Source organism: Nocardioides proteolyticus, assembly GCF_051280635.3.
Lineage (GTDB): Bacteria > Actinomycetota > Actinomycetes > Propionibacteriales > Nocardioidaceae > Nocardioides.
This window is the reverse complement of the sequence record NZ_JBNBPO030000035.1, coordinates 1-25,471: the sequence shown is the minus strand read 5'-3', so window position 1 is coordinate 25,471 and position 25,471 is coordinate 1. Positions and strand designations below refer to the sequence as shown.

Below are 25,471 nucleotides of genomic sequence, written 5' to 3'. Positions count from 1 at the left end.
GTGGGTACTCTCACGGACATGACCCAGGCCTTCCACAACGCGAACGACGCGGTGCGGTCCCGTCTGGACTCCCTCGGCGACCAGGTCAGCGAAGCGCTCGCCGAGGTCAAGCCGAAGCTCCGCGGCTGGCTGCACCTCGCGTCCGCGCCGCTGGTCCTCGCGGCCGGCATCGTCCTGATCGCGCTGTCACCGACGGCGACGACCAAGATCGGCTCGTCGATCTACATCGGGTCGGCCCTGCTGCTCTTCGGGATCTCGGCGCTCTACCACCGCGGCACCTGGTCACCACCGGTGTGGCGGGTCCTCAACCGCTTCGACCACTCCAACATCTTCCTCTTCATCGCGGGCTCCTACACACCGTTCGCGTTGATCCTGCTCGACGGCGCCTCGCGCACGATCATGCTCAGCGTGGCGTGGACCGGCGCCCTGCTCGGCATCGGGTTCAAGCTGTTCTGGCCCGGTGCCCCGCGCTGGATGTCGGCGCCGGTCTACATCGCGCTCGGCTGGGCCGCCATCTTCTTCATCCCGGCCTTCTTCGACGGCGCCCTTGCGCTCGGCCTCGGCATCGGGGTCGCGGTGTTCGTGCTGATCGCCGTCGGCGGCCTGCTCTACACCATGGGCGGCCTGGTCTACGGGTTCCAGTGGCCCGACCCCTCCCCGCGATGGTTCGGCTTCCACGAGGTGTTCCACGGGTTCACGGTCGCCGCCTTCGCCGCGCACTACGTGGGCGTGTCGCTGGCGACGTACTCGCTGCGCTGACGGCGCCGGTCAGGCCGCCACGCGCTCGAGCAGCACCAGCACCTCGCTGTGCGGCGTCTGCGGGAACATGTCGAGCACCCGGCCCCGCACCGGCGCGTACGACGCCAGCTCGGCGAGGTCGCGGGCGAGGGTCTCGGCGTTGCAGCTGGAGTAGAGCACGTGCCCGACGCCCGACCGCTCCAGGCGCCGGCTCAGGTCGCTGCCCAGGCCACGCCGGGGCGGGTTGACCACCACCAGGTCGGCCCCGTCGAGGAGCGCGGCGTGCGCCGGCGACGTGGCGTCCCCCGCGACGAACTCCAGCCGGCCCGGCGGGTCGAACTCGTCGCGGGAGCGCTCGGCGCTGGCGACGGCCTCGGCGCTGATCTCGATGCCGGTGACGCTGCGGCCGGGCGCGGCCAGGTGCAGCGCGAAGCCGCCGACACCGCAGTAGAGGTCGACCACCCGGGCCGGCTGCAGCGCGGCCGTCCAGTCGCGGGCGCTGCGGTAGAGCGCGGCGGCCACCTCGGTGTTGGTCTGGAAGAAGCTGCGCGGTCGCAGGTGGAGGGTGACGCCGTTGACGTCCATCGGCAGGGTGTCGGCCTCGGTGAGCACCACCTCGCGGTCGCCCTCCAGCACCGCCCGGTGCTCCGGCTGCACGTTGAGCGTGACCACGCGCGCCCGGGGCAGCTCGCCGAGCAGCCACGGCAGGTGCTTGCGGACCCGCGCCTCGGTAGCCGTGGACCGCACCACCAGCCGCACCATCAGCTCCCCGTCCGGCGACTCCGTCACGAGCAGGTGCTTGAGCTCGCCGCGGCGGCCCACGGGCGCGTCGCTCGCGACGTCGTACGGCGTCAGGCCGGCCCGGGTGACGAAGCGCGCCAGCACCGGCAGCGCAGCGACGATGCCCGGCGTGTGCAGGGCGCAGTCGCGCAGGTCGACCCCGCCGCCGGCCGGGTCGAGGATGCCGAGGGTCGGGTCCTCGGCGGTCCCGGCGACCACCATCTTGGCCTTGTTGCGGAATCCCTCCGGCCGGCTGGCGACCGGGTCCACCCAGAGCATCCCTGGGTGGTCGACCAGCCGCCGGACCGCCGCCTCCTTGGCGGCCAGCTGGTCGTCGTACGCCCGGCCCAGCCAGGCGCAGGAGCGGCAGCGGCCGGCCGTGAAGTGGGCGCAGTCGAGCACCTGCCAAGGGTAGGTCGCGCACCCGGCGGAGACCGACCCAGCACCACGGCTGCAGCCCGCTGTCATGATCGCCGGTGTGCACCGCAGGACCGTCCTCCGCCTGGCGGGGTGGGGTGCCGCGGCCGCCACGCTGTCGTCCTGCGACCGGAAGGAGCCCGCGATGACCCCACGCGACGACGAGCAGGCTCTCGAGAGCACCCGGCACGCCTACGGCGACGACCCCAGCCAGTACGGCGAGCTCCACCTGCCGCGGGCGGAGCCGCGCGGGGTCGTGGTGGTGGTGCACGGCGGGTTCTGGCGGGCGCGGTACGACGCGCAGTCCCTGGGCACGCCGCTGGCCCGGTCGCTGGCGGCGCACGGGTGGGCCGCCTGGAACCTGGAGTACCGCCGGGTCGGCCCGGGACCCGGTGGCGGTGGCGGTGCTCCCGCCACGTTCGACGACGTCGCGGCCGGGATCGACCTCCTGGCGACCCTCGACGTCGACACGTCGACGGTCGTCACGCTCGGGCACAGCGCCGGTGGGCACCTGGCGGCCTGGGCGGCGGGCCGCGGCCGCCACGGCTGGGCCGAGCGGGTGCCGGTGACGCACGTGGTCAGCCAGGCGGGTGTGCTCGACCTCCGCGCCGGTGCCGGCCTCGGCGACGGCGCCGTGCGGGCGCTGCTCGGCCACGCGCCGACGGAGGCCGACGCGCGCTTCGACCCTGCCCAGCAGCTGCCCCTCGCCGTCCCGGTGTGGTGCGTGCACGCACCGGACGACGACACGGTGCCGATCGACCAGTCCCGGTCCTACGTGCGGCGGGCCAGGGCCGCCGGTGCCGACGCCCACCTCGTCGAGGTCGAGGGTGGGCACTTCGGCGTCATCGACCCCGCCTCCGCCGCGTGGGAGCGCCAGCTGGACATCCTCGGCAGCCTGTCCGAGCCGACACGCAGCTGAGCGGACCCTCCTCAGAGCCGGTCGGCCGCGACCCTCAGGTCCGCCACCAGCGCGTCGTACGACGCCTGCCGCTCGTCGCGCGCTCGGAGGACCGCCGAGGGGTGGGTGGTGGGCAGCACCCACGCCGGCGGGTTGGCCACGGCCAGGGTGCTCTCCGGCCACGGGACGGGCCGGCCGCGGGCCTCGCCCACCTTGAAGGACGAGCCGAACACCAGCTTGCCGGCCGTCCCGCCGAGCAGCACCACCCCGGTGGGCCGCAGCACCCGGAACTCCGCCTCCAGCCACGGGCTGCACGCCGCGACGTGCGCCTTGTGGGGCGACTGGTGGATGCGGCGCTTGCCGCGGGTGCCGGACCACCGGAAGTGCTTGACCACGTTGGTCTTGAACACGCTCGCCGGCGCGATGCCGGCGTCGCTGAGCGCCTCGTCGAGCAGCCGGCCGGCGGGTCCCACGAACGGCTCGCCCTCCTGGTCCTCCTTGTCGCCCGGCTGCTCGCCGAGCAGCACCAGGCGGGCGTCCGGGTCGCCGTCGCCCATCACGCCCTGGGTGGCGTCGCGGTACAGCTCGCAGCCGCGGCAGGCCTGCACCGCCTCGCGGAGGAGGGGCAGGGTCGGGTCGTCGGGCACCCACTCGGCGGCGCCGGGTCGCTCGTCGCTCACGCCGCAGCGGTACCCGGATCCCGCGCCGACCTATCGGGTACCGCCGAAGAGACAGTCAGGACGAACCTCCAGGAGGCAGGAAGTGGCGACCAGCATCGTCGACGACGAGCTCTGGGACGAGTTCCACACCGTGGTGAACATGACCTCGCGCGAGCTGCGCGACTGGCTCGCCGTCCAGGGCGCCGGCGAGGAGACCGAGGAGGTCCCCGACCAGGCCGGCTCGGAGTTCGGCCACCGGGTGCTGCGGATCCTCGGCAAGCGCCGCGTCGACCTCACCCCGGACGACGTCGAGGTGATGGAGAGCGTCGTGGAGCAGGTGCGGTCGCAGCGTCGCGACGACCTCGAGCCGACCGCCGGCGAGGACCGGTGGCGGCGCCGGCTGATGACGATCGGCCACGACCCGCTCAAGCCGCCGAAGGCGTGAGGGCGGGGGCTACCTGCCCCGCCCGTAGAGGCCGCGGACGACCTTCGCCAGCTGCTGCTCCTCCTTGCGGGTGCGCTTGAAGGTGGTCAGCGCGATGGCCGGCTTGAACCGCTGGCGCGCGATCGCGTGCGCGTAGGTGAACTCCCGCAGCCCGTCGGGACCGTGGATCCGGCCGAACCCGGAGTCGCCGACGCCTCCGAAGGGCAGGGTCGGGATGCCCGCGAAGGAGATCACCCCGTTGATCGCGGTCATCCCGGCCTTGAGCCGCTCGGCGACCTCCATCCCGCGGGTCTTGGAGAAGACCGTCGAGCCGAGGGCGTAGGGCGTGCCGTTGGCGCGCTGGACGGCCTCGTCCATGTCGCGGACCTTCGTCACGGTGACCGTCGGCCCGAAGGTCTCCTCCTGCACGGCGGCGGAGTCCTCGGGCACGTCGACCAGCACGGTCGGCTGCACGAACCGGTCGCCGACCGCGTCCGGGCCGCCGACGAGCGCCCGGCCGCCGCGGGCCAGGGCGTCCTCGATGTGGTGGCGGATGACGTCCTTCTGCTTGGGCATCGTGATCGGCCCGAGCGCGCCGCCGGGCTCGGCCCTGACCTGCCGGGCCTGCGCGACCAGCTCGTCGAGGAACGCGTCGTACACCCGCTCGTGGACGTAGACCCGCTCCACGCCGGCACAGGTCTGGCCCGCGTTGGAGCAAGCGCCCCAGAGCGCGGCCTCCGCGGCGGCGTCGAGGTCGGCATCCTCGTCGACGAGCAGCGCGTCCTTGCCGCCCGCCTCGATCACCACCGGGGTCAGCGTCTCCGCGCAGGCGGCCATCACCCGCTTGCCGGTGGCCGTGGAGCCGGTGAACGCCACCTTGTCCACGCCGGCGGAGCACAGCGCGGCTCCGGTCTCGCCGAAGCCGGTGACGACCTGCAGCACCGGGCGGCCGACGGCCTCGCGGAAGGTGCGGGCGAGCCACTCGCCGACTCCGGGGGTGTACTCCGACGGCTTGAAGACCACGGCGTTCCCGGCCGCCAGGGCGTAGGCGATGCTGCCCATCGGGGTGAACACGGGGTAGTTCCACGGGCCGATCACCCCGACGACGCCGAGCGGGCGGTACTCCACGCTCGCGGCCTGGTTGACCATCAGCAGGCCCGGCGACACGCTGCGCCGCTTGAGCACCTTCTCGGCGTGGGCGGCGGCCCAGGCGAGGTGGTCGACCGCCAGGGCGATCTCCATCAGCGCGTCGCCCTCGGGCTTGCCGGTCTCCCGGGTCATCAGCACGGCCAGCTCGTCCAGCCGGCGGGCCATCAGCCGGCGCCACCGGGCGAGCTCGCGCTTGCGGCCGTCGAAGCCGAGGTCGCGCCACCACGCCGCCTCGTCCCGTGCGGTGTCGACCGCCTGCTGCACCTGCGCGGCATCGTGCACGGGATGGGTGGCCACCACCGCGCCGGTGGCGGGATCGAGCGACTCGAACGTGGTCGAGGCGGAGCCGGTGTGGTCGGCGGTCTGGGGAGCATCCGTGGTGGTCACGACTCCGAACCTACTCGGCCGACCCGACCAGGAGAACGGTGAGCACCCCGCTGGCGAGCACCACCACGGCGGCCGCCGCCGCGACCGCGACGGGTCGCGACCGCGCCAGCCACTCCGCCGCCAGGTAGAGCAGCGAGATCACACCCAGCAGCGCCGTCACGTGCAGCAGCACGGCGAGGGCGATGCCGCACACCACGCCAGCCACCGCGAACCGCCCCCAGGTCAGCCCGAGCAGGAGGGGTACGACGACCGCGCCGGCCAGGCCGCCGACGAGCTCCAGCGCGAAGGAGCGGCCGGCGCCCATCCACGGCAGCCACGCCACCACGTCGAACAGGTCGAAGGTGGCCACCACCCCGAGCGCGGCCACGAGGAGCAGCGACCCGCCCGCGCTGAGCAGGTAGCGCAGGTGCCGGGCCAGGCTCCAGCCGGCCGAGCCGTGCCAGATGGTGGCCAGGGTCACCGCCGACCACACCAGCCAGGCCCGCACCAGGCCGGTGTCGGTGTCGCGCATGGCGTCGCGGAGCACACGGTCGGCAGCGACCCGGTCGAGCACGTGGCCGTCGGCGGACAGGTAGCTCGCCGGCCGACCCGGCTCGTGGACGAGGCCGTCGTGCAGCAGCGCCGGCGGGAGGTGCCGGCCGGTGCGCGGCACCAGCCAGGTGAAGAGGGCGGGCACCGAGGTGAGGTCGGTCGTGAAGGAGCCCGGGTCGACGGGGACGAGCAGCTCGCCGTACTCCCGGTCGCGGTAGGCGAGGCGGCGCTGCATCCGGAACCGCTCGGTGCGCCGGTGGAGGTCACCGGACTCGACCCGCTCGAGCACCACCCGCGGCGGCTGCCCGGGGCGGGGCGGCTCCACGGTCGTGCCGCCGTCGTAGAAGCGCTCCGGCTCGGGCCGGATCATGGCTCGTCCGTCGCTCCGCGGTCCATTCCAGTGAGACTGCCATGACAGCAAGTGGAACGTGTTCCTATCGTGCTTCCCATGACGTCGGACACCCCTCGCTCAGACAGCACCGTCCACGGCACCTGCGCCCCGGAGCTGGAGCCGCTCCGCGAGCTCTTCCAGCGAAGTCTCGCGGACGGCTCCGACACCGGCGGCTCGCTGGCGGTCGTCCGCGACGGCGAGCTCGTCGCCGACCTCTGGGGCGGCGAGGCCCGTCCCGGGGAGCCGTGGGTGGAGGACACCGTCGTGCAGGTGTGGTCGGTCACCAAGACGATGGCTGCGCTCACCGCCCTGGTGCTGGCCGATCGCGGCGCTCTCGACCTCGACGCCCCCGTGTCGTCGTACTGGAAGGAGTTCCGCGACGAGCGCGTGCTGGTACGTCACCTCCTCTCCCACACCTCCGGGATGTCCGGCTGGACCGAGACCCTGTCGCTGCAGCAGATGCTGGACCTCGAGTACGCCGAGCGGCTGCTCGCCGAGCAGGAGCCGTGGTTCGAGCCCGGCTCGGCGTCGGGCTACAACATGGTCTGCTACGGGCACCTGCTCGACGGCCTGGTGCGGTCGGTGACCGGTGAGCCGCTGGCCGACGTCTTCCGGCGGGAGGTGGCCGGGCCGTTGGGCGCCGACTTCCACCTGGGGGTCCCCGAGGACGTCCTCGACCGGTGTGCGGACCTCGAGCCGCCGCCGCCCGGCGGCCTGGACTACGCCGCGCTCCCCGAGGGCAACCTGCTGGTGCCGACCCTGGTCAACCCGATGATCGACATGGCCGGGTGCAACACCCCGGAGTGGCGGCGGGTCGCCGTGTCCGGTGTCAACGGCCACGGCAACGCCCGCTCCGTCGCCCGCGTTCAGTCCGTGGTGTCGCACGGTGGCGAGCTCGACGGCACCCGGCTGCTCTCCCCCATCACCATCGACCGGATCTTCGAGGTCCAGGCCGACGGCCCGGACCTGGTGCTGATGTATCCGCTGACCTGGGGCCTCGGCTACGCACTGCCGACCCCGTCGGCGCCGGCGGTCCCCGCGGGCCGCGTGTGCTGGTGGACCGGCTACGGCGGCTCGATCGTCGTCAACGACCTCGACCGGCGCACCACCTTCGCCTACACGATGAACAGGATGGAGAACCACTTCGTGTCCTCGCCACGCACCGACGCCTACGTCCGCACCGCCTTCGACAGCCTGGGGGCGTCGTGACCGCCACCGACGTCAAGGTCTGCGTGATCGGGGCCGGCTGCTCGGGGATCACCACGGCCAAGCGGCTCAAGGAGTTCGGCATCGCCTACGACCAGTTCGAGATGTCCGACGACGTCGGCGGCAACTGGTACTTCAAGAACCCCAACGGCCGCTCGGCGGTCTACGAGTCCCTCCACATCGACACCTCCACCACGCGCCTGCAGTTCGAGGACTTTCCCGCGCCGGAGGACTACCCGGACTTCCCCCACCACACCCTGATCCACCAGTACTTCCGCGACTACGTCGACCACTTCGGGCTGCGTGACCGGATCACCTTCGACACCGCGGTCGAGCGCGCCGCCCGGCACGAGGACGGCGGCTGGGAGGTCACCCTCTCCACCGGCGAGACGCGGCGCTACACCGACCTGGTCGTCGCCAACGGCCACCACTGGTCCCCTCGGCTCCCCGACTGGGCCCAGGACGCCGGCGGCTTCGACGGCGAGGTCCTGCACAGCCACGCCTACGTCAACCCCTTCGAGCCGGTCGAGATGCGCGGCAAGACGGTGATCGTGGTCGGGATGGGCAACTCCGCGATGGACATCGCCTCGGAGCTCTCCAGCCCCTGGATGGCGAAGAAGCTCTACGTCTCCGCGCGGCGCGGGGTCTGGGTGCTGCCGAAGTACCGCAACGGCCAGCCCGCCGACAAGGTGATGGCGCCCCCGGACATCCCCAAGGAGCAGGCGCTCGCCGCGAGCCGGCAGCTGATCCGCGAGCTGGTGGGCAACATGAGCGACTACGGCCTGCCCGAGCCCGACCACGAGCCGCTCTCCGCGCACCCCTCGGTGAGCGCCGACTTCCTGACGAAGGCGGGATCGGGCGACATCCACATGCTGCCGGCCATCGAGCGACTGGAGGGCCGCACCGTGCACCTGGCCGACGGCAGCTCGGTCGAGGCCGACGTGATCGTCTGCGCGACCGGGTACGACATGCGGTTCCCGTTCTTCGACGACGACGAGGCGGAGCTCCACCCCACCAGCGACCACCGCTACCCGCTCTTCAAGCGGATGATCAAGCCCGGCGTCGACCACCTCTACTTCATGGGGCTGGCCCAGTCGTCCCCGACGATCGTGAACCTCGCCGAGCAGCAGTCCAAGCTGCTCGCCCGCCTGCTGGTCGGCCGCTACCTGCCACCTCCGGTGGAGGAGCAGACGCAGATCATGGCGAAGGACGAGGCCGAGCACCTCGCCCAGTACTACTCCAGCCCGCGCCACACGATCCAGCTCGACTTCGCCCGCTACGTCCTGGACCTGATGGCGGAGATCGAGGCGGGCGAGCGCCGCGCGCAGGAGCAGCAGGCGACCAGCGCCTGACCGTCCGGGCAGGGCGGTGCGCTCAGCCGCACTCGCCCTGCCCGAGCCGGACCAGGCCGTTGAGGTCGCCGCGCCTGAAGCCGAGGTGTCCGACGTCGTCGGGATACATCAGCTCCGCGGGCGAGTCGACGTGCCCGAGGCCGACAAGGTGGCCGAGCTCGTGCAGCAGGATCGCGCGCTGGTAGGCGTCGCCGTCCGGCTCGTCCTCGAGGTCGTCGAAGGCGTCGCTGTCGAGGGTGACCCCGCCGCTCACGTAGCGCAGCCGGTTACTCGAGGCGGACGGCGCCGCGACCGCGCCGCCGACGCCGGCGACGTCGCCTGCGAGCTCGTCGACTTCCTCGGCGGTGGCCCACGAGACGAGCACCGGGGCGCGGCTTACGGCGGGCAAGAACTCTTCCTTCCACGCCGGCCGGCGGTCGGTGAGCCCCAGGTAGTCGAACTGGAGGCCGGTGACGGAGGAGACCTCCTCGACCGCCGACCGCACCAGTGCCACGGTCTCCTCCGTGCCGTCGGGCGCTCCGTCGGCATTGACCTCGAAGCGGATCTCGCGGCAGGGGTCCCACGTCACGGGGGCGTCGGCGTCGCGCGGCTGGTGCCGGAGGAAGGCGTACTCGCCGCCGGGCGCCACGTCCGCCGGCTCCCCGAGGGGGTCGCCACCGATCCCGAGGAGCCGCCGGACCGCAGCCATCTCGTCGCCGGGCCCGGCCAGGACCACGCCGGCGAGGATGGCGGCGCTGAGGGCGAGGGTCAGCCCCGAGCGCCAGCGCTCGCTCATCGGCCGTCGCCGGCTCATCCAGCGGTGCCGATCTGCGCCGGCTCCGTCACCGGCCGCTCGCAGACGAAGCCCCGGCAGACGTACGCCGCCGGGCGGCCCTCGACCGGTCCGCGGCCCCGGAGCAGGGGAATCGCATCGACGGGCCCGTCGGCCGCCACCACGACAGCGCCCGGGATCGCCAGCGCCCGCGCCTCCAGCGCGTCGCGGGCCTCGCCCTCGGGTCCGACGACCGCCACCTCCAGCGGGCCGTCGAGCAGCGTCACGGCGGCCGCGAGCGACCAGCCGGCGAAGCGAGGGGCGCGCTCTGCCAGGCCGGCCACCGTGGCCAGCGCCCGTTCGGCGACGTTCCGGTAGCGTCCCTCCCCGGTCAGCGCGTGCGCCTCGAGGAGCGCGTGCACCAGGCTGCTGGTCCCGCTCGGCGAGGCGTTGTCACCGGGATCGCGGGGCCGCGCCACCAGCGCCTCGGCGTCGGCATGGGTGTCGTGGAAGCCGCCGTCGTCGGCCGCGAAGCCGCGCAGCGCCTCCTCCAGCAGGTCGCGGGCGAGCGCGAGCCAGCGCCCGTCGGCGGTCGCCTGGGCGAGCGCGAGGAACCCGGACGCCACGCAGCCGTAGTCCTCGAGCACCCCCGCGTGCGGGCCGGCGACCCCGTCACGGGAGACCCGCAGCAGCCGCCCGTCGCGCAGGTGCACGTCGACCAGCAGTTCGGCGCAGGTCAGCGCCGCCCGGAGGTACTCCGGTCGCCGGAGCCGGCGCGCCGCGTCGACCAGCCCGCTGATCGCCAGCCCGTTCCAGGCCGCCACCACCTTGTCGTCCCGCGCCGGACGCTCCCGCTGCTCGCGCGCGACGAGCAGCCGGCGCCGTACGTCGGCGAGGCGCTGCTGCTCGGCGGGGTCGGTCGGCCAGTGCCGCAGCTGCAGGGTCGAGGTGCCGTGCTGGAACGTGCCGTCCGGCGTCACGCCGAACAGCTCGGCGGCCCACCGGCCGCCGTCGTCGCCGAGCACGTCGACCAGCTGGTCGGGCGTCCAGACGTAGAACCGGCCCTCCTCGCCCTCGGAGTCGGCGTCGAGCGCCGAGGCGAAGCCGCCCTCGGCGGTGAGCAGCTCGCGGATCATGAAGTCCGCGGTCTCCGCGGCGGTCCGGGCGCCGAGGTCGGTGCCGAGCCGTGCGTAGAGCCCCACGAGCTGGGCGTTGTCGTAGAGCATCTTCTCGAAGTGGGGCACCACCCAGCCCCGGTCGACGGCGTAGCGCGCGAAGCCGCCGCCGACCTGGTCGTACATCCCGCTGCCGGCCATCGCCGCGGCCGTCCGCGCCAGCATGTGGCGGGCCTGGCGCACGGTCTCCCGGTCCTCGTCGGTCCCGTCGGCCCCACCGGCGGTGTACCGCCGCAGGAACTCGAGCACCATCGTCGGCGGGAACTTCGGCGCCCAGGCCGGGGGTGCGCCGAAACCGCCGGCCATCGGGTCGAACTCGCCCGCGAGTGTGGTCACCGCCGCGTCGATCCGCTCCGCGGTCAGCGCGTACGACGCCTGCTCGGCGTCGCGGCGCAGGTGCTCGGCCACGCGTGCAGCGGTGCTGCGAACCTCGTCGCCGCGGTGCTGCCAGGCGTCGCTCAGCGCGGTCACGACCTGCAGGAACGACGGCGACCCGTGGCGCGGCTCGTCCGGGAAGTAGGTGCCGGCGAAGAACGGCGCGCCGTCGTGGTCCAGCACCACGGTCATCGGCCAGCCGCCGTGGCCGGTCATCGCGGTGGTCGCCTGCATGTAGACCGCGTCGACGTCGGGCCGCTCCTCGCGGTCGACCTTGACGCTGACGTAGTGCTCGTTGAGGTAGGCCGCGGTCGCCTCGTCCTCGAACGACTCGTGTGCCATCACGTGGCACCAGTGGCAGGCGGCGTACCCGACGCTGAGCAGCACGGGCACGTCCCGCCGCCGGGCCTCCGCGAACGCCTCGGGACCCCACTCCCACCAGTCGACCGGGTTGTCGGCGTGCTGGAGGAGGTAGGGCGAGGTCGCGCGCTGCAGCCGGTTCACGTCTTCGAGTCTGCCTCGCGGTCAGTTGGCCAGCGCGATGGCGAGGTTGAGCGCGCCGGCGTAGGTCACCCAGGCCAGGTAGGGCAGCATCAGCAGCGTCGCCGCCGTCGAGCGCCGGCGGAAGAGCACGGTGGTGACCACGATGGCGGCCCACAGGAAGCAGAGCTCGGCGAACGCCAGCCAGTAGCGCTCGGCGGCGAAGAAGAGCGGCGTCCACGCCGCGTTCAGCACCAGCTGCACGCACCACGCCGTGAACGCGGCGTCCACGCCGGCCCGTCGCCAGGCGAGCCAGCCGGCGACCGCCACGAGCACGTAGAGCACCGTCCAGACCGGACCGAAGAGCCACCCCGGTGGGGCGAACGCCGGCAGGTCCAGGCGCTGGTAGGTCTCTCGGGAGTCGGCCGCGGCCAGCGTGCCGACCACCGCCGCCACGGCGACGGCGGCCAGGAAGCCCGCGAGCACCACCCACGGCTGCCGGTTGCCGGAGGCTCCGTCGGTCCAGGTCGTCGTTCCTCCATCCATCACCGTCCGGTACCCGGGGGCCTCGCCAGTCATTCGGCCCGGGGGCGCGTTGTCGGGACCGCGCCGGTCGTTGGTTGGATGCGTCCATGCAGATCCCTCGCCCCGTCATGCGCGCCGTCGTCCGGACCGTCGTCAAGCCGGTGCTGAGCGACCGCGTGGCGCCGCGCCGCCAGCGCGCGATCATCGACGGCCTGACGAGGCTGGCGATCCTCCCGAAGGGGACCCGGGTGCAGCCCGGCGAGCTGGGCGGACGGCCGGCCGACCGGATCGCCACGCCGGCCAGCGACCCCGACCGGGTGCTGCTGTACCTGCACGGCGGCGGCTACACCGTCGGGTCGCGGACCACCCACCGCGCCGTCACCGCGCACCTCGCCCACGCGGCCGGCGTCGTCGCGCACCTCCTCGACTACCGCCTCGCGCCCGAGCACCCCTATCCCGCCGCGGTCGACGACGCGCTCGCCGCCTACCGCGCCCTGCTCGACCTCGGCGTCCCCGCGCCGCGCATCGTCGTGGCCGGCGACTCCGCCGGCGGCGGCCTCACCCTGGCGCTCGCACTGCGCCTGCGCGCCGAGGGCCTGCCGCTCCCCCGCGCCCTCGCGCTGATCTCACCGTGGCCCGACCTGCGCCTGGACGGGCTCGCCGACGCCGTCGACGACCCGCTGCTCTCACGCGGCTGGCTGCAGCGCTGCGCCCGGGACTACGGCGGCGACGACGTCACCCGGCCCGAGGTCTCGCCACTGCTGGCCGACCTCTCCGGCCTGCCGCCGGTGCTGGTGCACGGTGCCAGCGACGAGATCCTGATCGACGACGTCGAGCGCCTGGTGGACCGGGCCCGCGACGCCGGCGTGACGGTGACCTACGAGCGCCTCGACGGGCTCTGGCACGTCGCGCACCTCTACGCGGGGATGATGCGGGAGTCCACCGAGGCCGTCGCGGCGATGGGTGGCTGGCTGCGCGCGCGGCTCGACGAGCGCGCAGACTGACGGGTCAGCGGCCCCGCCACCGCGGGTCGCGCCGCTCGAAGAACGCGGCCACGCCCTCCATGACGTCCTCGGACCCCAGCAGCCGCTCGTGGGCCGCGTGGCTGGCCACCCAGTCGGCGGTCTCGTCGCCGTGAATCTCCCGGTTGGCGACCGCGAGCGTCTCCCGGACCGCCAACGGGGCGTTGCCGCAGATCGACGACGCGAGCCCCAGCGCGACGTCGAGCGCCGCGCCCGGGTCGACCAGCCGGTTGACGAAGCCCAGCCGCTCGGCGCGCGCGGCGTCGATCGGCTCGCCGGTGAGCAGCATCTCGCGGGCCACGTTGGCCGGCAGCAGGCGCGGCGCCCGGAACGCGCCGCCGAAGTCGGGCATCAGCCCGCGCCGGATCTCGGGGAAGCCGAACACCGCGTCCCGGGCCGCCACCACCAGGTCGCAGCACAGCACCAGCTCCAGACCACCGCCGAGCGCGTAGCCCTCCACCGCGGCGACCAGCGGCTTCGGCCGGACCCGCGACATGATGCCGGCGATGCCGCCTCGCTCGGTGGGCTCCCCCGGCCCCTGGGCCAGGTCGGCGCCGGCGGAGAAGACCTCCGGCCCACCGGTCAGCACGCCGCACCAGAGGTCGTCGTCGTCCTCGAGCAGGTTGAGCGCCTCGTCGAGACCGCGGGTGACCGCGCCGTTGATGGCGTTGCGCTTCGCGGGGCGGTCCAGGCCGATGACGAGCGTCCGCTCGACGCGGATCGTGCGGACGGCGGGCGGCTCGGCCGCTGCTCCGTCAGTCACCGGAGCCGACCTGGGCCCGCGCCCACCGGTAGTCGGCCTTGCCGACCGGGGACCGCTGGATCACCGGGCGTCGTACGACGGCCTTGGGGACCTTGTAGCGGGCGACGTGCTTGGCGCACTCCGCAAGCAGCTCCTCGTCGCTCACCTCGGCGCCTGCCTCGAGCTGCACGACGGCGACCGCCTCGCTCCCCCAGCGCTCCGAGGGACGGCCGACGACGATCACGTCCCGCACCGCGGGGTGCGCGGCCACGGCCCGCTCGACCTCCTCGGCGAAGATCTTCTCGCCGCCGGAGTTGATGGTCACGCTGTCCCGGCCGAGCAGCTCGACCCTGCCGTCCGGCAGCAGCCGGGCTCGGTCGCCCGGCACCGACCAGCGCACGCCGTCGACCACGGGGAACGTGCGGGCGGTCTTGGCGGCGTCGCCGAGGTAGCCCAGCGGCACCCGTCCGCGCTGCGCGAGCCAGCCGTCGCCGGGCTCGTCGAGGACGTGCTGCAGGGTGTCGTCGAGCACCGCCGTCCCCACATTGGGCTCGAACACCGCCGGCTGCGACTCCATCCCCTTCAGCGACATCGACGAGAGCTGGATGCCGGTCTCGGACGAGCCCGCGACGTCACGCAGGATGATGTGGGGCAGCGCCGTCAGCAGCCGCTCACGCACCACCGGCGTCAGCGGCGCGCCGCCGTTGTTGACCGCCATCAGGCCGGACAGGTCGTGGTCCCCCCGCTCGATCTCGTCGAGGATCGGCCGCAGGATCGCGTCGCCCACCACCGGGATCGCCGCCACGCCCTCGCGGACCGTCACGTCGAGCACGTCGGCGGGGTCGAAGGTGCGCACGTTGTCGGGGATCACGATCCGGCCGCCGCCCACGAGGATGTTGAACGACCCCCACTGCGCGGCGCCGTGGATGAAGGGCGGCAGCATCAGCAGCGAGAGGGCCATCGTGCCCTCCTGCGCGAACGTCGCGACGGCGTCGTACGACGCGTGCGGGGTGGTGGTGCCGTAGGGCGTGCCGCCCATCGCCTGGATGAAGATGTCGTCGTTGCGCCAGAGCACGCCCTTGGGCATGCCGGTCGTGCCGCCGGTGTAGAGCAGGTAGACGTCGTCGCCGCTCGGGGTGGGCAGCGCAGACGCGTCGACGGGGGTGCCGACGGCCTCCTCCCACCACACCGCGCCCGGCAGCAGCCCGTGGCCGGTCTCGTCGGGCACCTGCACGAGCACCTCGACGCCGGGCAGGTCGGCGAGCACGTCCGCGAGCACCGGCGCGAACTCCGAGTGGTAGACCAGCCCCTTCGTGGCGGCGTCGGTCAGCAGGTAGCGGAGCTCCTCGGCGACGTAGCGGTAGTTGACCGGGAACGGCGCGACGCGCGCCCGGGTGGCGCCGAGCATCGCCGGGAGGTACTCGTCACCGTTGCGCAGGTAGAGGCCCACGTGGTCTTGGCCGGACTCGTGGCCGGCGAGCTGCGCACGCTCGGTGTGGCAGCCGAGTCCGCGGCCGTGGAAGAACGCCGCCATCCTCAGCGCGCGCTCCCACAGCTCGGCGAAGGTGAGCCGCCGGTCGCGCCAGACGAGCGCCTCGCGGTCCGGCACGGCATGGGCCAGCGTCTCGACGACGGTGGCGAGGTTGAAGCCGTCGGGACCCAGCTCCGGGAAGGCCGGTGGAGATGTGGCCTGCGTCATACTGGACAACTTACTGTACAGGTGACCAGTCTGTGACAGGCTGGCTCCCGGCCCTGTTGCGGCGGAGGGAGACTGCGCGATGACGATGGAGATGTTCCTCTTCGACGACACCCCGACCGACGAGGTCGACCGTCGGGAGAGGATCGTCGCCAGCCTCACCGACTCCGTCCGCGACCTCGTGGACGCCACCATCCGCAGCACCGTGGACGACGACGAGGTGCTCGCCGTGCGCGACGAGGTCGACGCCCTCGTCGCCCGGCTCCGCGCCGCGCAGCTGCCGGGGCCGGCGGGGGTGCGCTACAACGCCGAGGGCCGCTCCTGGAACTGGGGCAACGCGGTCGTCGGGCAGCGCAACCCGGTCGCGCCGCCGCTCGAGATCGTGCACACCGGCTCGGGCGAGGCCCACGCCGACGTGGTGCTGGGCGCGGCCTACGAGGGCCCTCCGGGGATGGTGCACGGCGGGGTGGCGGCCCTGCTGCTCGACCAGATCATGGGCGAGACCGCCAGCGGCTTCAAGCGGCTGACGATGACCGGCACGCTCACCCTGCGCTACCGCCGCGGAACGCCGCTCGGGCCGCTGAGGATCGAGAGCCGGATCGCCTCGGAGTCCGGCCGGAAGATCACCGTCGAGGCGCACCTCGCGACCCCCGACGGCAAGCCCACCGTCGAGGCCACCGGCCTGTTCATCATCCCGAGCTGGGCGCCGGTCGACGAGAGCGACCGGGGCTGGGCGAGGTTCGCCGAGGGGTGAGCCTCATCCGGCGGGCCGGTCGACCTTCGCGACGAGCCGCTGCGGCGCCTGGATGCAGTAGGAGTCGGTGAGCAGCTCGCCGAGCTCGGCCCAGTCGGTGTGGTCGTCGAGCAGCAGCCCGACGACGTTGCCTCCCCACTCGGCCTTGAAGTACGGCGCGCCGAGGTGCCGGAAGGCCATCACCTCGTCGGGCTCGGCGCGGAAGGTGATCCGGAAGAGCTGGTCCTCGCCGCCGAAGACGTGGGCGACCGTCGCGGTGCCCACCCGCCACCGCACCCCCACCCAGGCCGCCTCCTCGTGGCACTCCGGCAGCGCCCGCAGGATCGCGCGCAGCCGGGCGAGGTAGCGGCCCGGGACGTCGGGTCGGGTGGGACGGGGCACGGCCGCAATCTGTCACAGGCCGCCGACAGGCGCCGCTGACCGAATGAGCCGAGCGAGCCGAGCCGGCCGAGCCGGCCGGGGGTCAGGCCTTGAGCTCGCCCACGTCCTGCCTGCCGTCGACGAAGTAGCTGTCGAGGATCTGCTGGCTGCGTCGGCCGCCCCACTCCCACAGCCACTGCCGGCCCCGAGCGGTGCGGCCGAGCACGCGGTAGCGCAGCGTGTTGAGCACCAGGACGTAGGCGTGCGCCCACGGCGGCCGCAGCGGGAGGCCGAACTCGCGCATGCTGTCGGGACTGAGGAAGACGGTGAGCATCGACAGCAGCCGCTCGCGCTCGTAGCGGGCACGCAGGCCCTGCAGCGGCCTCGGCCAGCCCGGGTAGACGCGCAGCGCCTGCGCCTCCACCACGGCCCGCGCCAGCTGCGGGCCGGCGTCGGTGAGCTCACCCTGGGCGAGGAGCACGTGGTAGTTGATCCGGTGCCGCTCCCACTCGTCGTCGACGAGGAAGTCGCCGTCGACGCCCATCAGGTGGCCCACCCACTTCCACAGGTGCATCAGCGCCCGGGAGTCCTTCGCCGGGATCGGCACCCCGAGGGCGCGGGAGCCGATCAGCAGCACGCCGTCGAAGAGGCCGAGGGTCGAGGCCTGGTCGGCCTGGTTGATGGGCAGCCCCCAGGTCTCCACGTCCCACCGGGGCTCGAAGGCGTGATTGACGAAGGCGTGCATCAGCCGGACGTGCACGGTCAGCCGCCAGCCCTCGCCCGAGGGCCGGCCGTCGCGGGGCGGGCGCAGCGAGCCGGGGTCGGAGAGGCTGGTGCCCCACTTCTGGGTCTCGGCGAGCCGGCGGAGCGTCTGCTCGCCGGTGAGCCCGCCCGTCGCCACGAGCAGGTCGGTGGGCCCGCCGAACCGGTAGCCACCGACCAGCGAGAGCTGGAGGAGCACGTCGGAGGCGTTCTGGCCGAGGCTCTGGAAGATCCGGCCGCCCCTCTCCACCACCTCCCAGTCGAGCCAGTCCGGCTCGGTCTCCACCTCGGTGAAGAAGTCCACTAGCGCAGGCGGCGCGTCGGGCACCGACCCGACGCCCCACTCCAGGGCCTGCCGGAACTGCTCCATGGTCACCTTGCCCGGCTGTCCTGCTCGCGATCGGATCGCCTCTGCCAGCCGCGCGCCCAGCTCGTCGCGCTCGAGCATGGCCCGGCCGATCCGGTCGAGCAGCCGCTCGTCGACGGCCTTCACCCGGCCGACGACCTTCAGGGCCCGGCCGATCCGCCGGTTGCGCTCGGCTCCGGCGCGGAAGCGCCTCGGGTAGCCGTGCGACGTCGAGGCGACACGGGGGCCGGCGGGGCGGGGGGCAGCGTCCGTCGTCATGCAGCAATCCTGACGCGAGTGATCGCTCGCATACAATTCGCGTCATGAGCCCCACACCGATGCGGAGGGCGCCGCGCCAGGCGCGCTCCCGGCAGATGGTCGAGCGCCTCGTCACGGCCGGTCGGGAGGTCCTCGTCCGCGACGGGTACGACGCGTTCAGCACCAACCGGGTCGCCGCCGCGGCCGGGGTGAGCCCCGGGTCGCTCTACCAGTACTTCCCCGACAAGGCGGCGATCCTCGACGTGGTGGTCGACCGCTACTGGGACGAGGTGGCCGAGCGGGTCGCGGCGGCACTGGCGGACCGGATCGGCGACTTCGGCCCGGCCATGGTCCGCGACACCGCGGACGCGCTCGTCGCGGCGCTGGAGGCCGACCGGGCACTGCTGCGCGTCGTCGCCGAGCAGCTGCCCGTCCACCGCAGCCGCGACCGGCGCGCGGCGCTGGAGCGGCGGGTCCGCGAGCTCGCCACCACCTACCTGGTGGCGCGCCCCGGCACGAGCAGCCGCCCGGTGCCCGCCGTCGCCGCGTGGGTGGTCGTGCTCGCGGTGGAGAACCTCGCGATGCGCTGGGTGCTCGACGAGCCGGCACACGTCGCCCGCGACCAGCTCGTCGACGAGATGGTCGCGCTGGTGACCGGCTACCTGCTCTCGTGACCGGTGAGCGCCATGCCGACCCCGAGGCCGATCATCGAGGTGCCGCCGACCACGCCGAGCAGGCTGCCGCGTCGCGCGGAGCCGGCGAACCACGCCCGGGCCCGGCCCGCGGCGAGGGCCCACACCGAGTCGCACGCCAGACCGAGCACCACGGCCAGGCCGCCGAGCACGAACATCTGCGCCGGCACCGGGCTGTCGCCGCCGCGGTCGACGAAGGGCGGCAGCAGGGCCGCGAAGATCAGGAACGCCTTGGGGTTGGAGACGCCCACGACGAATCCCTGCCGCGCCGCGACCCAGCCGGTGAGCGGCACCCGTGCGCCGGCGGCGCCCACCCGCATCTCCTTGCGGTGCCGCAGCGCCTGCACGCCCAGCCAGACCAGGTAGGCCGCGCCGAGGAGCTTGATCGCGGTGAAGACCACCAGCGACTCGGCCACGAGCGCGCCGAGCCCGAGGCACACCAACGCCATCACCACGAACAGCCCGGCGGTGTTGCCCGCCACGCTGGCGAGCGCCACCCGCTGGCCGTAGGAGACGGCCCGGCCGACGACGAAGACCACGCTCGGGCCGGGGATCACGATCACGACCAGCGCAGCGAGGCCGAAGCCCACCAGCTGGTCGAGACCCACCATCACTCGGCCTTCTCGTCCTCGGCAGGCGGCTCGTCGCCGTACACGCCGGCGCTGCGGGCGCGGTCGGCGGTGCGCAGGCTGCGGGTCAGGGCCCAGCCGATCAGCGCCACGCCCAGGATCAGGAAGACGAAGACGACGAAGCCGGTCCAGCCCGCGACGACGTCCTCGTCCTTCGGCTTGTTCTCCTCGGCGGCGAGGAGGACCGAGGCGGCGGTGACGAGGAGGGCGTGCATGGGCCCAGTGTCTCAGGCGGTCGGGTCGACGCCCGCGAAGAGGTCGTCCTCGGGCAGCGAGGACTCGACGAAGCTCTTGACCAGCTCGTAGTCCTCCGTGGGCCACACCCGCTCCTGGATCTCCCGCGGGATCGCGAACCAGAAGCCGTCGGGGTCGATCTGCGTCGCGTGCGCCAGCAGGGCCTGGTCGCGCACCCCGAAGTAGTCGGCGCAGGGCACCCGCGTGGTGATCCGGGCGTCCCAGTCCGGCTCGGGCGTCCACTCCTTGAGCCGCTCGCCCCACGGTGAGTCCAGGCCGTGCTCGAGCATCGCGTCGTGCAGCGCCTGCATCCGCGGGCGGTTGAACGAGTGGTGGTAGTAGAGCTTCAGCGGCTGCCACGGCTCCCCCGCGTCGGGGAACCGGTCCGGGTCGCCGGCGGCGTCGAACGCCGCCACGCTGACCTCGTGGCAGCGGATGTGGTCGGGGTGCGGGTAGCCGCCCCGCTCGTCGTAGGTGGTCATCACGTGGGGGCGGAACTCCCGGACCAGCCGGACCAGCCGCTCGGTGGCCTCCTCCAGCGGCAGCGCGGCGAAGCAGCCCTCCGGGAGCGGCGGCTTCGGGTCGCCCTCCGGCCACCCGGAGTCGACGAAGCCGAGCCAGTCCTGCCGGATGCCGAGGATGTCGCGCGCCCGCTCCATCTCCTGGCGGCGGATCTCGGTGATGTTCTCCCACACGTCCGGGCGGTCCATCTTGGGGTTGAGGACCGACCCCCGCTCGCCGCCGGTGCAGGTCACGACGTGCACGTCGACGCCCTCGGCGACGTACTTCGCCGTCGAGGCCGCCCCCTTGCTGGACTCGTCGTCGGGGTGGGCGTGGACGTGCATCAGGCGCAGCCCGCGGCGGTCGGTCTCGGGCGCGTGGGGGGTGGGCATGCGCCCCATCGTAGGAATCGACGGCATGCGAACATGAACCGGTGAGCACCCCGCCCGATTCCCTCGCCGAGCGGTACGGCGCGCCGTCGCGCCGCGGCCGGCTCGTGGTGCTGGTCGTGGCGGGTGCGCTGACGGTCGCCTTCCTGGGCTGGCTGGCGTGGGCGACGGTCTTCCACGCCGACCCGGCGGTGTCGTCGCAGGAGATCGGCCACGAGATCGTCGACGACCACCGGGCGACCATCAAGGTGCGCATCGCCTACGGCGACGACCCGGTCGACGCGACCTGCCGGCTCCGTGCGCTCGCCCACGACAAGGCGGTGGTCGGCGAGACCACCTACGAGCCCGATCCCGACGCCGGCGCCGTCCACGAGATCGACGTGCGGACCGAGCGACGGGCGACGACGGTCGAGTGGATCGGCTGCACGGCGGAGGGCCAGCCCCGCCCCCGCTGAGCCCTCGTACGACGACTCGGCGGCACAGCGCCGGGTTGGTAGACTCGTACGTTCTGTACCCGGACGGGTACCTGTCAGAAGAACCACCCTCGAGTAGTCCAGCAGCACAGGAGAACGCGATGACGCAGACCGAGCAGGCCGGCGGACAGAACACGATCTGGCTGACCCAGGACGCCTACGACAAGTTGCAGGCGGAGCTGGAGCACCTCAAGGGCACCAAGCGGTCCGAGATCGTGGCCGCGATCAGCGCTGCGCGCGACGAGGGTGACCTGAAGGAGAACGGCGGCTACCACGCCGCCCGCGAGGAGCAGGCCAAGAACGAGGGACGCATCGCCCAGCTCGAGGACATGCTGCGCCGCGCGGAGATCGGCGAGACGCCCCCCGACGACGGCGTCGTCGAGCCCGGCATGGTCGTGACCTACAAGTTCGAGGGCGACGACGACGACGAGGCGGAGACCTTCCTCCTCGGCGCCCGCGAGATCGAGCCCGAGGGCCTGACGGTGTACTCCCCGCAGTCGCCCCTCGGCCAGGCGATCAACGGCCGCACCAAGGGCGAGACCGTCAGCTACACCGCGCCCAACGGCAAGGAGATGAAGGTCGTCATCCTGGACGCCAAGCCCTACGCCGGCTGACCTCCCGCCGGCTCAGGCCGGTCGAGGCTCCTCCGGGCCGCCCACTCCCTCGGGAGCGGGCGGCTCGGACATCTCGGCCAGGTGCAGGACGACGGCGTTCGCCGCGGCGGCCAGCGGCACGGCCACCAGCGCCCCGGCGATGCCCGCCACGAGGACGCCGGCCGCGATGGCGACGATCACCCCGAGCGGGTGCAGCGAGACCCAGCGACCCATCAGGAACGGCTGGAGCACGTTCCCCTCGATCTGCTGGACGCCGATCACCACGGCGAACATGAGCAGCGCCGTCAGCGGGCCCTGGTCGACCAGCGCCACCAGCACCGCGACGGCGCCGGCCACCGTCGCGCCCACCATCGGCACGAAGGCGCCCAGGAACACCAGCACCCCGATCGCCAGGACGAACGGCACGTCCAGGATCGCGGCACCGATCGAGATCCCGATCGCGTCGACGAGGGCCACCATCACGGTGGCCCGCACGAACTGCGTCAGGGAGAGCCAGGCCACCCGGCCGGAGCTGTCCACCCGCTGCCGCGCGGCACGGGGGGCGAGCCGGACGATCCACGACCAGATCCGGTCGCCGTCGGCGAGGAAGAAGTACGTCGCGAACAGCGCGATGAAGAACCCCGCGAGGACGTGGGTGACGGCGGACCCGAAGGCGGTGACCTGGCCGACGACCTCGCCGTTCTGCGAGCGCTCGGTGATCATGTCCTGCGTGCTCTCGATGTAGCGGTTGATCTGCGAGTCGCTGGCGTTGAGCGGTCCGTCCCGCAGCCAGTCGCGGATCTCCTGCAGGCCCTGCACCGTCGACTCGGCCAGGTCGTTGGCGCCGGCGGCGACCTGCTGGCCCGCGAACGTCAGCAGGGCACCCACGACGACGAAGCCGCTGATCACGACCAGGAGCGCGGAGAGGCCCTTCGGGAAGCCCACCCGGATGAGCGCGCGCACGAACGGTGACGCCAGCGCGGCGATCAGGAGGGCGACGGCCAACGGGACCGTCACGACGGCGAAGAAGGCGACCAGCTTCAGCAGCAGCCACCCGGCCGCGGCGATGATCAGCAGCCGCCACGCCCACCCGGCGGCGAGGTCGAGGCCGAAGGGCACCTCGGCCCGCCGGAAGTTGGACGGGCCCGACATCACCGGCGCCGGCTCGGCACGTCGCTCCTCCCGCACCAGGGCCCACTGCTGGGCGAAGCGGCGCAGCAGCGTCTCCTCGCGTTCCCGCTCGGCGCGCTCCTCCGCGGTCTCGCCGTCCACGTCGCCGTGGTCGCCCCGCAGGCGCAGCAGGCGTCGCCGGCGGCGGGCGTGCTCCGTGGCGTCGTCGGTGTGCGGGTCGGCGTGGGACCCGGTGTGGGACTCGGTGTGGGGGTCCGGCCCGGGCTCAGCCGGTCGGGGTCGTTCCTCGGCCTCGGCAGGCTCGTTCGTGCCGTCGGGGCCCCGGGGGCCCTCGGGGCCGTCGCTCGTCACGACGGAAAGGCTAGACCGTGACGCCGAGGGCGCGGTCGAGGTCGGCGATCAGGTCGTCCGCCGTCTCGATGCCGACGCTGAGCCGCACCAGGTCCGCCGGCACCTCCAGGTCGGTCCCCGCCACGCTGGCGTGGGTCATCCGGCCGGGGTGCTCGATCAGCGACTCGACGCCGCCGAGCGACTCGCCCAGGGTGAACACCTCGGCGGCGTCGCACACCGCGAGCGCCTGCTCCTCGCCGCCCGCGACCCGGAAGGACACCATGCCGCCGTACCGCTTCATCTGGCGGGAGGCCAGCGCGTGACCCGGGTGCTCGGGCAGTCCGGGGTAGATCACGGAGTCCACCGCAGGGTGGGCGCTCAGAAACTCCACCACGCGCTCGGCGTTGTCGCAGTGCCGGTCCATCCGCACCCCCAGCGTCTTGATGCCGCGATGGGTGAGGAACGCGTCGAAGGGCCCGGCGACAGCGCCCATCGCGTTCTGGTGGAAGGCGACCTTCTCCGCCACCTCGAGGTCGCGGACCACGAGCGCGCCGCCCACGACGTCGGAGTGCCCGCCGACGTACTTCGTCGTCGAGTGCACCACCACGTCGGCGCCGAGGGTCAGCGGCTGCTGGAGGTACGGCGAGGCGAAGGTGTTGTCGACGACCAGGAGCGCGCCCGCGTCGTGCGCCACCGCGGCCAGCGCCTCGATGTCGCCGATGTTCAGCAGCGGGTTGGTGGGCGTCTCCAGCCAGACCAGCTTGGTCTCCCCCGGCCGGATCGCGGCGCGCACCGCGTCGACGTCGCTCACCGGCGCGGGGCTGTGCCCGAGCCCCCACGCCTGCTCGACCTTGTCGAACAGGCGGTAGGTGCCGCCGTAGGCGTCGTCGGGGATGACGACATGGTCGCCCGGCCGGCACAGCGCCCGGACCAGCGTGTCCTCGGCCGCCAGCCCGGAGGCGAAGGCGAAGCCGCGCTCGCCCTCCTCGAGCGCCGCGAGGGCGCCCTCGAGCGCGGTGCGGGTGGGGTTGGCGCTGCGGCTGTACTCGTAGCCGCCGCGCAGCCCGCCGACGCCGTCCTGCTTGTACGTCGACGTCGCGTAGATCGGCGCGATCACCGCACCGGTGGTCGGGTCCGGCTCGTAGCCCGCATGGATGGCGCGGGTCTCGAAGCCGCTCTTCTGGCTGCGCTCCTGGGGTTCCTGGGTCACCGTTCGAGCGTACTCAGGCGTACCTCGGGAGCGGCGCCGGCCGTTGTGCCCACGTGACGCCCCTCACCCGCCCGCTCGTCGTCCTGCTCGTGGCCGCCCTCTCCCTCGCCGCTGCGATGTCGCCCGCCCACGCCGACGACACCGACCCGGACCCCGTCCGCGGCATCGTGCTGCCGCCGCTGGACGCGGTGGTCGGGCTGCTGCCGCCGATCCCGGTGCCGCCGGCGCCGTACACCGGCGAGGTGTGCGCGGACGGCGCGGACGCGTGCATCGACGAGGTCATCGTGCGGATGGAGGAGCGGCTCGACCGGCTCAGCGCCAGCTGCGCCCACGGCGCGGTCTTCTCCCTGGCCTACCTGCGGGTGACCGAGAACGTACGCGACGCCGTGCGGTCCGGCTACTTCGCCGACCGGCAGTGGCTCAACCGGGTCGACGCCGTCTTCGCCGAGCTCTACTTCGACGTGACCAGCAAGTGGGATGCCGGTGACCGGACCGGCATCCCGGCCGCCTGGCGGATCGCGCTCCAGGCGGAGGACGACCGCGCGATGAGCGGGCTGGGCAACTTCCTGCTGGCCATGAACGCCCACATCAACCGGGACTTCCCCTACGTCCTCGCGGAGGTGGGTCTCGCCGGTCCGCGCGGCAGCCACAAGGCCGACCACGACCGCTACAACCAGCGTCTCGACAGCCTCTACGCGCCGGTCTTCGCCGAGGAGGCGCGGCGCTTCGACCCGACCTTCGACGACATCGACGCCGGCACCCTGGAGGAGACCGTGGCCGGGGTGATCATGCGGGGCTGGCGGGAGATGGTGTGGCGGCACGCCGAGCTGCTCACCCTGGCCCGGACGCCCCACCAGCAGCGGCTGGCGCGCAAGGAGCTGGAGACCTACGCCGCCCTGCAGGCGATGCTGATCCGGTCGGTGTTCGTCGCGAGGCCCGCCGAGCGCGACGCCTGGTGCGCCGAGCACGGCCGGGACGGCTAGGTGTACTCACCACGGACGTTAGGTACGGCGTGCCTGCTGGACGATGACGAAGACCTCCGGGTGAGGTGTGAAGCGACCAAGCATTCGCATCTCACAACCGGAGGCCTTCGTGTCCCACGCTAACGCCC

General features: G+C 73.3%; 27 protein-coding genes. 11 read left to right on the top strand and 16 right to left on the bottom strand.

Annotation, left to right across the window (positions count from 1 at the left end):
- Positions 1–18: 18 nt before the first annotated feature.
- Positions 19–759, top strand: coding sequence for a PAQR family membrane homeostasis protein TrhA (gene trhA / locus ACPOLA_RS17435; RefSeq protein WP_435771775.1), 741 nt, complete (start codon positions 19–21; stop codon positions 757–759).
- 9 nt (positions 760–768) lie between these two features.
- Here the strand turns inward: trhA and rlmC are convergent, their stop codons facing one another.
- Positions 769–1,920 carry a 23S rRNA (uracil(747)-C(5))-methyltransferase RlmC gene (gene rlmC, locus ACPOLA_RS17430; protein ID WP_435771774.1) on the bottom strand — a complete coding sequence of 384 codons (1,152 nt, stop codon included), beginning with the start codon at positions 1,918–1,920 and terminating at the stop codon, positions 769–771.
- Positions 1,921–2,080: 160 nt separating this feature from the next.
- Between rlmC and ACPOLA_RS17425 the strand changes: the two genes are divergently transcribed.
- On the top strand, positions 2,081–2,854 hold the full coding sequence (locus ACPOLA_RS17425; RefSeq protein ID WP_435771773.1) for an alpha/beta hydrolase family protein: 774 nt from the start codon (positions 2,081–2,083) through the stop codon (positions 2,852–2,854).
- A gap of 11 nt (positions 2,855–2,865) precedes the next feature.
- Here ACPOLA_RS17425 and ACPOLA_RS17420 read toward each other — a convergent pair whose 3' ends face one another.
- Positions 2,866–3,513: a UdgX family uracil-DNA binding protein gene (locus ACPOLA_RS17420; protein ID WP_435771772.1), complete on the bottom strand. Its 648-nt coding sequence runs from the start codon at positions 3,511–3,513 to the stop codon at positions 2,866–2,868.
- Between the two features lie 82 nt (positions 3,514–3,595).
- Between ACPOLA_RS17420 and ACPOLA_RS17415 the strand changes: the two genes are divergently transcribed.
- Positions 3,596–3,937, top strand: a complete 342-nt coding sequence (locus ACPOLA_RS17415; RefSeq protein WP_435771771.1) for a DUF3140 domain-containing protein — start codon at positions 3,596–3,598, stop codon at positions 3,935–3,937.
- 9 nt (positions 3,938–3,946) lie between these two features.
- On the opposite strand, the gene ACPOLA_RS17410 is transcribed toward ACPOLA_RS17415, so the two are convergent.
- Positions 3,947–5,452, bottom strand: a complete 1,506-nt coding sequence (locus tag ACPOLA_RS17410) for an aldehyde dehydrogenase family protein (RefSeq protein ID WP_435771770.1) — start codon at positions 5,450–5,452, stop codon at positions 3,947–3,949.
- A 10-nt stretch (positions 5,453–5,462) separates the two neighbouring features.
- Positions 5,463–6,353: a DUF1353 domain-containing protein gene (locus ACPOLA_RS17405; RefSeq protein WP_435771769.1), complete on the bottom strand. Its 891-nt coding sequence runs from the start codon at positions 6,351–6,353 to the stop codon at positions 5,463–5,465.
- A gap of 78 nt (positions 6,354–6,431) precedes the next feature.
- Between ACPOLA_RS17405 and ACPOLA_RS17400 the strand changes: the two genes are divergently transcribed.
- Positions 6,432–7,583: a serine hydrolase domain-containing protein gene (locus ACPOLA_RS17400; protein WP_435771768.1), complete on the top strand. Its 1,152-nt coding sequence runs from the start codon at positions 6,432–6,434 to the stop codon at positions 7,581–7,583.
- Positions 7,580–8,932 carry a flavin-containing monooxygenase gene (locus tag ACPOLA_RS17395; RefSeq protein ID WP_435771767.1) on the top strand — a complete coding sequence of 451 codons (1,353 nt, stop codon included), beginning with the start codon at positions 7,580–7,582 and terminating at the stop codon, positions 8,930–8,932. The genes ACPOLA_RS17400 and ACPOLA_RS17395 overlap by 4 nt, the downstream gene beginning before the upstream one ends.
- Positions 8,933–8,954: 22 nt before the next feature.
- Here the strand turns inward: ACPOLA_RS17395 and ACPOLA_RS17390 are convergent, their stop codons facing one another.
- Genes ACPOLA_RS17390 through ACPOLA_RS17380 form a run of 3 tightly spaced genes read right to left on the bottom strand, consistent with a single transcriptional unit; the run spans position 8,955 to position 12,259 of the window.
- Positions 8,955–9,725: a matrixin family metalloprotease gene (locus tag ACPOLA_RS17390; protein ID WP_435771766.1), complete on the bottom strand. Its 771-nt coding sequence runs from the start codon at positions 9,723–9,725 to the stop codon at positions 8,955–8,957.
- Complete coding sequence (locus tag ACPOLA_RS17385) at positions 9,722–11,737, bottom strand: thioredoxin domain-containing protein (RefSeq protein ID WP_435771765.1); 2,016 nt, start codon at positions 11,735–11,737, stop codon at positions 9,722–9,724. Before ACPOLA_RS17385 ends, ACPOLA_RS17390 begins: the two co-directional genes overlap by 4 nt.
- Positions 11,738–11,758: 21 nt before the next feature.
- Positions 11,759–12,259, bottom strand: a complete 501-nt coding sequence (locus ACPOLA_RS17380) for a TspO/MBR family protein (RefSeq protein WP_435771764.1) — start codon at positions 12,257–12,259, stop codon at positions 11,759–11,761.
- Positions 12,260–12,345: 86 nt separating this feature from the next.
- Between ACPOLA_RS17380 and ACPOLA_RS17375 the strand changes: the two genes are divergently transcribed.
- Positions 12,346–13,242 carry an alpha/beta hydrolase gene (locus tag ACPOLA_RS17375; RefSeq protein ID WP_435771763.1) on the top strand — a complete coding sequence of 299 codons (897 nt, stop codon included), beginning with the start codon at positions 12,346–12,348 and terminating at the stop codon, positions 13,240–13,242.
- Positions 13,243–13,246: 4 nt separating this feature from the next.
- On the opposite strand, the gene ACPOLA_RS17370 is transcribed toward ACPOLA_RS17375, so the two are convergent.
- Positions 13,247–14,023 (bottom strand): enoyl-CoA hydratase-related protein, encoded by a 777-nt coding sequence (locus ACPOLA_RS17370; RefSeq protein WP_435771762.1) that lies wholly within the window; start codon positions 14,021–14,023, stop codon positions 13,247–13,249.
- Complete coding sequence (locus ACPOLA_RS17365; RefSeq protein WP_435771761.1) at positions 14,016–15,701, bottom strand: acyl-CoA synthetase; 1,686 nt, start codon at positions 15,699–15,701, stop codon at positions 14,016–14,018. The genes ACPOLA_RS17370 and ACPOLA_RS17365 overlap by 8 nt, the downstream gene beginning before the upstream one ends.
- Positions 15,702–15,780: 79 nt before the next feature.
- On the opposite strand from ACPOLA_RS17365, the gene ACPOLA_RS17360 reads away from it, so the two are divergent.
- Positions 15,781–16,452, top strand: a complete 672-nt coding sequence (locus ACPOLA_RS17360) for a PaaI family thioesterase (protein ID WP_435771760.1) — start codon at positions 15,781–15,783, stop codon at positions 16,450–16,452.
- 3 nt (positions 16,453–16,455) lie between these two features.
- Here the strand turns inward: ACPOLA_RS17360 and ACPOLA_RS17355 are convergent, their stop codons facing one another.
- Both ACPOLA_RS17355 and ACPOLA_RS17350 read right to left on the bottom strand, forming a co-directional pair.
- Entirely contained in the window at positions 16,456–16,833 is a 378-nt protein-coding gene (locus ACPOLA_RS17355) for an MmcQ/YjbR family DNA-binding protein (protein WP_435771759.1), read from the bottom strand.
- Positions 16,834–16,915: 82 nt separating this feature from the next.
- Positions 16,916–18,199, bottom strand: coding sequence for an oxygenase MpaB family protein (locus ACPOLA_RS17350; RefSeq protein ID WP_435771758.1), 1,284 nt, complete (start codon positions 18,197–18,199; stop codon positions 16,916–16,918).
- Positions 18,200–18,243: 44 nt separating this feature from the next.
- On the opposite strand from ACPOLA_RS17350, the gene ACPOLA_RS17345 reads away from it, so the two are divergent.
- On the top strand, positions 18,244–18,852 hold the full coding sequence (locus ACPOLA_RS17345) for a TetR/AcrR family transcriptional regulator (RefSeq protein ID WP_435771757.1): 609 nt from the start codon (positions 18,244–18,246) through the stop codon (positions 18,850–18,852).
- Here ACPOLA_RS17345 and ACPOLA_RS17340 read toward each other — a convergent pair.
- From ACPOLA_RS17340 to mca, 3 genes are read right to left on the bottom strand one after another with little or no spacing between them, the layout of a single operon-like run.
- Entirely contained in the window at positions 18,837–19,481 is a 645-nt protein-coding gene (locus ACPOLA_RS17340) for a LysE family translocator (RefSeq protein ID WP_435771756.1), read from the bottom strand. The genes ACPOLA_RS17345 and ACPOLA_RS17340 overlap by 16 nt on opposite strands.
- On the bottom strand, positions 19,481–19,714 hold the full coding sequence (locus tag ACPOLA_RS17335) for a hypothetical protein (protein ID WP_435771755.1): 234 nt from the start codon (positions 19,712–19,714) through the stop codon (positions 19,481–19,483). The genes ACPOLA_RS17340 and ACPOLA_RS17335 overlap by 1 nt, the downstream gene beginning before the upstream one ends.
- 12 nt (positions 19,715–19,726) lie before the next feature.
- Entirely contained in the window at positions 19,727–20,626 is a 900-nt protein-coding gene (mca, locus tag ACPOLA_RS17330) for a mycothiol conjugate amidase Mca (protein WP_435771754.1), read from the bottom strand.
- A 41-nt stretch (positions 20,627–20,667) separates the two neighbouring features.
- Between mca and ACPOLA_RS17325 the strand changes: the two genes are divergently transcribed.
- Positions 20,668–21,078 carry a DUF4307 domain-containing protein gene (locus ACPOLA_RS17325; protein WP_435771753.1) on the top strand — a complete coding sequence of 137 codons (411 nt, stop codon included), beginning with the start codon at positions 20,668–20,670 and terminating at the stop codon, positions 21,076–21,078.
- 119 nt (positions 21,079–21,197) lie between these two features.
- The gene (greA, locus tag ACPOLA_RS17320; RefSeq protein WP_435771752.1) at positions 21,198–21,710 is read left to right on the top strand and encodes a transcription elongation factor GreA; all 513 of its coding nucleotides are present in this window, start codon (positions 21,198–21,200) and stop codon (positions 21,708–21,710) included.
- A gap of 12 nt (positions 21,711–21,722) precedes the next feature.
- Here the strand turns inward: greA and ACPOLA_RS17315 are convergent, their stop codons facing one another.
- Both ACPOLA_RS17315 and ACPOLA_RS17310 read right to left on the bottom strand, forming a co-directional pair.
- A complete protein-coding gene (locus ACPOLA_RS17315) occupies positions 21,723–23,171 on the bottom strand; it encodes an AI-2E family transporter (protein WP_435771751.1) in 1,449 nt (482 codons plus the stop codon).
- A gap of 10 nt (positions 23,172–23,181) precedes the next feature.
- On the bottom strand, positions 23,182–24,360 hold the full coding sequence (locus ACPOLA_RS17310) for a cystathionine gamma-synthase (protein WP_435771750.1): 1,179 nt from the start codon (positions 24,358–24,360) through the stop codon (positions 23,182–23,184).
- Positions 24,361–24,413: 53 nt separating this feature from the next.
- On the opposite strand from ACPOLA_RS17310, the gene ACPOLA_RS17305 reads away from it, so the two are divergent.
- Complete coding sequence (locus tag ACPOLA_RS17305; RefSeq protein WP_435771749.1) at positions 24,414–25,343, top strand: DUF5995 family protein; 930 nt, start codon at positions 24,414–24,416, stop codon at positions 25,341–25,343.
- The last annotated feature ends 128 nt before the right edge of the window (positions 25,344–25,471 follow it).

What these genes read in the sequence shown, in the direction of transcription:
- greA (WP_435771752.1), top strand. Translation starts at nt 21,198, where the DNA reads ATGACGCAGACCGAGCAGGCCGGCGGACAGAACACGATCTGGCTGACC.
- ACPOLA_RS17425 (WP_435771773.1), top strand. Translation starts at nt 2,081, where the DNA reads ATGACCCCACGCGACGACGAGCAGGCTCTCGAGAGCACCCGGCACGCC.
- ACPOLA_RS17390 (WP_435771766.1), bottom strand. Translation starts at nt 9,725, where the DNA reads ATGAGCCGGCGACGGCCGATGAGCGAGCGCTGGCGCTCGGGGCTGACC.
- ACPOLA_RS17400 (WP_435771768.1), top strand. Translation starts at nt 6,432, where the DNA reads ATGACGTCGGACACCCCTCGCTCAGACAGCACCGTCCACGGCACCTGC.
- ACPOLA_RS17345 (WP_435771757.1), top strand. Translation starts at nt 18,244, where the DNA reads ATGAGCCCCACACCGATGCGGAGGGCGCCGCGCCAGGCGCGCTCCCGG.
- ACPOLA_RS17375 (WP_435771763.1), top strand. Translation starts at nt 12,346, where the DNA reads ATGCAGATCCCTCGCCCCGTCATGCGCGCCGTCGTCCGGACCGTCGTC.
- trhA (WP_435771775.1), top strand. Translation starts at nt 19, where the DNA reads ATGACCCAGGCCTTCCACAACGCGAACGACGCGGTGCGGTCCCGTCTG.
- ACPOLA_RS17365 (WP_435771761.1), bottom strand. Translation starts at nt 15,701, where the DNA reads ATGACGCAGGCCACATCTCCACCGGCCTTCCCGGAGCTGGGTCCCGAC.
- ACPOLA_RS17340 (WP_435771756.1), bottom strand. Translation starts at nt 19,481, where the DNA reads ATGGTGGGTCTCGACCAGCTGGTGGGCTTCGGCCTCGCTGCGCTGGTC.
- ACPOLA_RS17380 (WP_435771764.1), bottom strand. Translation starts at nt 12,259, where the DNA reads ATGGATGGAGGAACGACGACCTGGACCGACGGAGCCTCCGGCAACCGG.
- mca (WP_435771754.1), bottom strand. Translation starts at nt 20,626, where the DNA reads ATGCCCACCCCCCACGCGCCCGAGACCGACCGCCGCGGGCTGCGCCTG.
- ACPOLA_RS17405 (WP_435771769.1), bottom strand. Translation starts at nt 6,353, where the DNA reads ATGATCCGGCCCGAGCCGGAGCGCTTCTACGACGGCGGCACGACCGTG.
- ACPOLA_RS17350 (WP_435771758.1), bottom strand. Translation starts at nt 18,199, where the DNA reads ATGACGACGGACGCTGCCCCCCGCCCCGCCGGCCCCCGTGTCGCCTCG.
- ACPOLA_RS17360 (WP_435771760.1), top strand. Translation starts at nt 15,781, where the DNA reads ATGACGATGGAGATGTTCCTCTTCGACGACACCCCGACCGACGAGGTC.
- ACPOLA_RS17335 (WP_435771755.1), bottom strand. Translation starts at nt 19,714, where the DNA reads ATGCACGCCCTCCTCGTCACCGCCGCCTCGGTCCTCCTCGCCGCCGAG.